The following is a 7,132-nucleotide window of genomic DNA, read 5'->3' as shown; positions in this document are numbered from 1 at the left end:
TTTGAAGTGTCTTTTATGTCTTTTGCCACTTTGTTTTCGTCTACTTTAAGAATTGTTGTGTTATTTTCTACAACTACTCTGCCTTGTGATACTTCCTCCGATGGTTCTGTTGGTGAAGTAGGCGTAGGTTGTCTCTCATGGCCGGGCTTTTCTCTTGTAACAGTTATTGTTATATCTTTTGTAAGTTCATTATTCTTGTCGCCACTGGGCTCTACATGTATTTTGATAGTATTTACGCCATATTCTAAAGGAATCACTTTTGTAAATACTCCATTTTCTTGTTGCACAAAAGATTCATCATTTATAGTTACTTTCGCACCTTTGTAAGTATTGCCGCGAATCTCTATTTCACTCGTATTTGCATCGACAGTAGTGTTGTCTTTTGGAGAATAAATATATATCGGCAAATCTCTCCATCTTTGTACTGTGTCATTTATTACCATTGTATTTGAACCTTGATTGGTAACAGTTACCTTCCTATTGTCAATTTCCTCTCCGTATTCGCCCTTTTCTACTTTATCCCAGCTCCCTCTCGCATATTTATATTCAATTTGTGTACCCTCATTTAAAGTAAGTGTAATACTGTATGTGTTAGGTCCAGTCTTTATCATTTGCTGAGCAGTTGGATTCCAAAAAGCATCCGGGAAGTTTCCAGCAATATTTACTCCATCATCAGGGGTATAATCAGGCACTGTGACATTAAATGTCACTTTTATAGGTATTATGTCAGGTGTCGCTTTTACTGTATTTGATGCTCTCCTATTATAGGAGGTATCAACTGCCACAACTTTATAATAATACACATTGCCATTTACTACATCTGTATCTACGTAGTTATACACACTGTCAGATACAGTAGCAATTTTCACAAATGGGCCAGTCTCACTTGAAGACTTATAGATTTCGTAGCCGTAAATAGCAACATCATCAGCTGACGGACTCCAGTTAAGTGTAACTCTTGAGGATTCAATTCCTGGTTGCTGTAAGACTGGAACAGTTGGAGGAACTGAATCATTAGATGGAACTACAGTAAATTGTTTAACATCTGTCCGTGTCCAATCTTGACCTTGGTTAGAAGAAAATCTCATAATGTATTCCCATGTGCCTACCATATCAGGTACAAAACCTGCTTTATATTGGTCATTATTTGGTTGCCCAAAACTATAGGAATCCCCTACATACCGTGCATCAACCCACGTCCAGTCCTGAATTATTTCAACACCTTCCACTCTGTTATATACGTCACTGTACACAGCATCTCCTACAGTATCGCCAAGGTATCTGTAGCCAAGTTGCGCTATCATATTTTCCCCTTGGCCAGGTTTATCTGTAAGCCCTTCTGCCCATACTTCAGCATACACTTCAACTGGATTATTTACGCCTATTACATGTGTATCGACTTGATTCATATTTCCCGCCCAGCCAATAGGAAATGCTGGATATGCTTCGACTTCATTGCTTAAAGCACTTTCATTTCCATAACTATCTACGGCTGTTACAGCATACACATACTTTAGACCATTGGTAACCTCTGTATCAGTATAGCTGGTTTGCGTAACATTTGAAGCTATTTTTTCATATAGTCCTCCTTTAACTGTTGAACGATAGATATTATAACTCACTGCTCTGTCTACTGCACTCCATGAAAGGTCTACTTTGCCATTTCCTGAGACTGCTTTAAGGTCTTGAATTGGCTGAGGTGCCGTCAAATTCTGTCCTGGATCTGAAATGAGTATAGCTCCATCCATTGATCCAACTTCTACAACAATTTGTCCATCATTAACAGTATATGTCTTGCCACTTAAGGCATCTGTAAATGTCACACCATCTCTTATAAATTTAGTGGTATCTATTGAAACTTGTTTTGCGTCACCTTTATTAATTACAACAATCGCCACACTGTCAGGATAAGATTTTCCAAAAACGTCTTTTCCATTTATAATTCTTCTTCCAAAGGCAAAAACATCGCCATTTGCATAAAGTGTCTCAAGGTCTCCTGTTTTTAAAACTTGATTTTCATTCCTTATGTTTACGACTTTCTTAAAGAAATCCTGGAGATCTTTGTCTTCCCTTCCCCAGGGGAATGTTCTCCTGTTATCTGGGTCTTTTCCACCGGATTGTCCTGCCTCGTCGCCATAGTAAATAGAAGGCATTCCCGGATAGCCCATTTGCAATATTGCGGCAAGTTTAAGCCTTTTGACTGCAAGGTCTTTAGCAGCCTGAGAATTTTGATTTTCATCAGCAGAATTATATCCAAATACCGTTAATATTCTCATGGTGTCATGAGAACCTAAAAGATTCATAGTAGAATAAAATACTGGAAGAGGATATCTCTCGTATATACTCATAAGCCTTTGGTTAAGTTTTGCCGCATCTATAGGATTATGAACCACATTTCCATCATCAAATGATTCATCCAATATAAAGTCAATTACTGCATTTCTAAAAAGGTAATTCATAACCGAATTAAAGGAGTCTCCAAGTAAATAAGATGATGCATCCTCCCAAACTTCTGCAATCATTGGTGCATTCGATTTCACAGTATTAATGGAATTTCTAAAATGTGTCCAAAAGTCATTGGATACTTCATTTGCTACATCCAATCTCCATCCATCTGCACCTGCATTTGTGTCTCCATCAGGATTTAGCCAATACTTAGATATCGCATCAGAGTTATTTATGATAAAGTCTGCCCAGCTTTTAACGTTGTACTCACTGCCATTTATCTGCCTTATGACAGGTAGGCTGTCAAATCCCCACCATCCTTCATATGTTCCATCAGGCTTTATTTCATACCACTCACCGTATGGAGACTTTGCCTGATCTCCTTGCAACCATGCCTGATAAGCGCCTAGTCCTTTGTCTAAATATTTCCCATATCTATCAAAGTAAATGCTATCATCACTCGTATGGTTGAAAACGCCATCAAGTATTACCTTAATCCCTTTTGCATGGGCATCTTCCATGAGTTTTTTAAACACATCTAAATTTCCAAACATAGGGTCTATTTTTGAGTAATCAGCAGTATCATATTTGTGATTTGAAGGAGAATCAAAAATTGGGTTAAGGTAAATTACTGATATTCCAAGTTCTTTTAGATAATCAAGTTTATCATCTATTCCTTTTAAATCACCTCCAAAGAAGTCATTGTTCCATATACCGTCATATTTGTAACCGGGTTTATCTTTGTCATTTGGATTATCAGGAAGTTCGTACTAGTCATCATGGAATTCTACAGGGTCACTTCCTCGACTCAAAGTTCTTGCATGGTCATTTGAGGTGTCTCCATTGTAAAACCTGTCAGGAAATATCTGATACATTACTGCACCTTTCATCCAATCAGGGGTGTCTAAATTTTTATCATATACAGTAAGTTCAAAGTCTTTATTTACAGTATCTGTGGCTTTACCCTCACCCCCCAATTGTTCATCGTTATCTCCGTAATAAGCAGTTTTTGTCCCGTCTTTAAGTATAAAGTAATACCAAATTCTTGTGGGATGGTCAAAGCTTAACTTAACTTCCCAGTATTCATATTTCCCATCAGGACTTTGACCGATTTTGTACATGGGTACTTCTATTCTTGTTTTCTTAATATCATCCCAATAGGAAATCTTAGCTGACTCAAGGTCGTGATTTCTTGCTTGTATTCTTAATGTCACAGTATCTCCCGTTTTTATTGCACCGAAAGGCGAGCGGAAGAATGGGTCATGAGTGTCATGTCTTAAATCGTCATAATATATGTTATTATCAGGTCCTGTAAGAGGTGGATTATAATCCGTCCATATTTTATGTGAAACCGAATCATAGTAAAATGTAATCTTAGTATCATAGGCTACATTCAAAGGAATATTTGGCCCATTTTGTTCACCATTTAAGCCATAATTTATATCCCATGAGGGCCCTAAAGTCACTTTAAACTCATAATTTCCTTTTGGAACGTTTGCAGTGTATTCGTATACATTATTAAATTTGTAATCCCTCATTACGGCTGTAGAAGTTTCTGGACTCCAGTCACTACCTGCTCCTATTGCTGATTGTATAGTACCTACAATTCTTGGAAGTTTTTCTTCCGGAATTGGTGTATATTTTGTAGAATCAGTAACACTTGAAGTACTGTAATTGTAATAAAAAGTCACTACAGAGTCTTTATCAAGATGAAATTTTAAATTTTTTCCAAAACCATCTGGTATCCACTGACTCCCATTCAAAACTATTTTATACTCATAATCACCTGCAGGTAATGCAGTATGTGTCGTGTATTCATAAAAACCATTGCCTTTATATGTCATTACTGTTATGCTGCTGTCGCCCTTCCAGTCGGTATCCCCAAGTTTTGACTGAAAATTGCCTGCCACAACAGCAGTCGCTGGTGCTGTATCTGTCTCAGCTTTTGCAAATTCCATAGGCATTGAGCCAAACACTGCTGTAAAAATTAAAAGAAATGACAATAAAAACCCTAATATTCTTTTATTAAACATTATAATCCCCCTTTCCACTATGTTTTTATCTAAAAATCTTTCAAAAAGCTCTTTTCCAATATCACCCCCATCTCTTTTAAGCAATCGCTTTCACAAGTCACAAAAAGATAAATGTACTTATGTACACATTTCCTTGTGCAAATTTTTGCGCAACCGTTTTCCTTTGTATTTATTATAAATTATAGCTTTTTTGTTGTCAATATGTTGTTAACACATACACTATATGTAAATTTTAAATTTATAGGGCTACTATAAAGCAGCCCTATAAATTATATTTGCTTTAGCCTTTGCGTTATCTCCATTTTATCTGCTTTTTCTGCTAAAAGTATTATAAACACTAAGAACAGCACTCCAAATCCTGCAATTATAGAGATATTGTGCAGTATTGCGCTAATATTGTTCCCAGATATTGCCTCCCTAAGTCCTGCAACTCCATATGTCATAGGCAAATAAGGATTTATTACGTTGAAAAATTTAGGTAAAAGTTCCATTGGGAAAGTTCCTCCTGATGAGGTTAGTTGAAGCATTAATAATACTACTGCAAAGAATTTACCTGCAATGCCAAATAGCATTACAAAAAGCTGAATTATAGCGATAAAAGTGAGAGACATCACAGCATTTATTAAGTAATAGTAGAATAAATTATGCACATCTAATTTTAGCCCTTCTACAAGTACAAAACTTGATACCACCGATTGCAAGATACCTACTAATGCTAAAGACATAAATTTTCCTAATTGTATAGAAACATTGTTCATTCCTTCGTATTTTTCCTTATCAAAAATATCTATCAAGAAGAAGAGTATTAATGAACCCACCCACAAGGATAGAGGTATAAAATATGGTGCAAACCCAATTCCATAATTTTTAACTGGATAAAGTCTTCTAGTATCAAGTATTATAGGTTCATTAATCATATCCTTTTTAGTCGTTGTAATTCCTGATAAATCTATTTTTTGAGACGCATCACCTAATTTTTGCGCTAAAAGCCTCTGATTATCATATAAACTTTTTGCTCCATCTGCAAATTGCCTAGTTCCATCTTTAAGAAGTGCCATACCATTATATAAAGAATTAGCACCATTATATAATTTTGAGGATCCATCGCTTAAACTTTTTATCCCATTATTGAGACTATATAAGCCATTTGAAATTTCTTTTAATTTTTCTCCCGCTGTATTTATGCCTACACTAAGCTGGGCTACGCCACTGTACAATTTATTTGAACCGTCTACAAGTTGGCTGGACACTTGAGACATATATGAAAGACCTGATGCTAAAGAATCCATACCATTATTAATTGTATTGGAAGCCTCCTGCAATTGTGCAAGAGCAGTGTTTAATTGTTGAACTTTTGTCAAACCGCTATTTAAGTTTTGACTCATGCTATCAATCCCTGCATTAGAATATGCAATCGCAATAAGGACTTTTTGTAGTTCAGGGTCGCTACTTGCTTCAGGGTGTTTTGCAATATAATCTTTCAAAGCAACCTGCGCACTATCTAAAGCTGTAGAAATTTGGCTCAAGCCACTTCCCAGTTGTGAAATACTGTCGGCGAAAGAAGAAACATTTTGCCCTACTTGATTATATCCATTGACAAGAGAATTGATTCCATCTTTTAGTTTAATAGCACTATTAGAAGCATCATTTAATCCTTGATTAATTCCTGTTATTCCATTTTGTAATGAATTCATTCCACTTAACAAGGCTTCTGTATTGCTTGCATCAGAAAATTTTTGCGAAAGAAGACTTGCTCCATTGTATAAAGCTGTAGAACCATTTAACGCTTGATTAAGGCCATTTCTTAAATCTAATACGCCTTCTTTTATTTGTTTGCTTCCCTCTAATGCGGCACTCATACTCTCGTTTAATTTGCGTGCACCATCATATAATTCTAACGTACCTGTTGCAAGTTTATTCTCTGCCTCTGAAGCTTCTTTTAAACCACTGCTTAATTCATCAACACTTTTAAAAAGAGCATCAATATATCCTTTTCTTATAGAATTTGCTATTTCTGTTTGAAGACTTTCTATAGCTTTATTGCCAATTTGTGTTGCAAGGAAATTTTTCTTATCGTTAGTTATATACTCAATAGTAGCCTTCTTGGGAGTAGAAGAATCAACACTTGTAATATTTTGAGTAAAATCCTCGGGAATCATAATCATAAAGTAATATTTTTTTCCTTTAACTCCGTCAATACCTTTTTTATAATCTACAAAATCCCATTTAAATTCTTTGTTGTTTTTTAACTTTTGTACAATTTCATTCCCAAAGTTTTCTTGTTTGCCATTGTATACTCCGCCTCTGTCTTCATTGACAACTGCAACCGGGAGTTTATCTAACATAGAATAAGGGTCCCAAAAGGCGTATAAATATAGAAAGCTGTAAAGCAAAGGCATAAAAGCAACAACAATAACTGCAACCCTTATAAACCTACTTTTTATTATTTTTTCTATTTCTTTTGCTGCCACTTCAAATGCTTTCAATTTTTCTCCTCCTTTCATCAATTTTTAGACTGACCAGTCAGTACGGTTATTATTATATTCTCCTCTTCTCAATGTGTCAATAAAAAAGTACCTTTGATTTTAAAAATAAAAAACATATAAATTGCAATATTAAATGCAACACCTAATGAAAATCATGTAGATATAGGA

The 7,132-nt window shown here is 35.5% G+C and carries 1 protein-coding gene and 1 pseudogene; both read right to left on the bottom strand.

Going from position 1 to position 7,132, the window contains the following annotated elements; translation table 11 throughout:
* Positions 1 to 4,478: pseudogene (locus I4N53_RS06505) on the bottom strand (alpha amylase N-terminal ig-like domain-containing protein); the annotation flags it as partial.
* Positions 4,479 to 4,747: 269 nt separating this feature from the next.
* Positions 4,748 to 6,964 (bottom strand): YhgE/Pip domain-containing protein, encoded by a 2,217-nt coding sequence (locus I4N53_RS06500; RefSeq protein WP_214495879.1) that lies wholly within the window; start codon positions 6,962 to 6,964, stop codon positions 4,748 to 4,750.
* Between the last annotated feature and the right edge of the window lie 168 nt (positions 6,965 to 7,132).

The sequence above is a fragment of the Thermoanaerobacter sp. CM-CNRG TB177 genome (assembly GCF_018588165.1).
GTDB lineage: Bacteria > Bacillota > Thermoanaerobacteria > Thermoanaerobacterales > Thermoanaerobacteraceae > Thermoanaerobacter > Thermoanaerobacter thermocopriae.
This window is presented reverse-complemented; position numbering and strand designations above follow the sequence as displayed.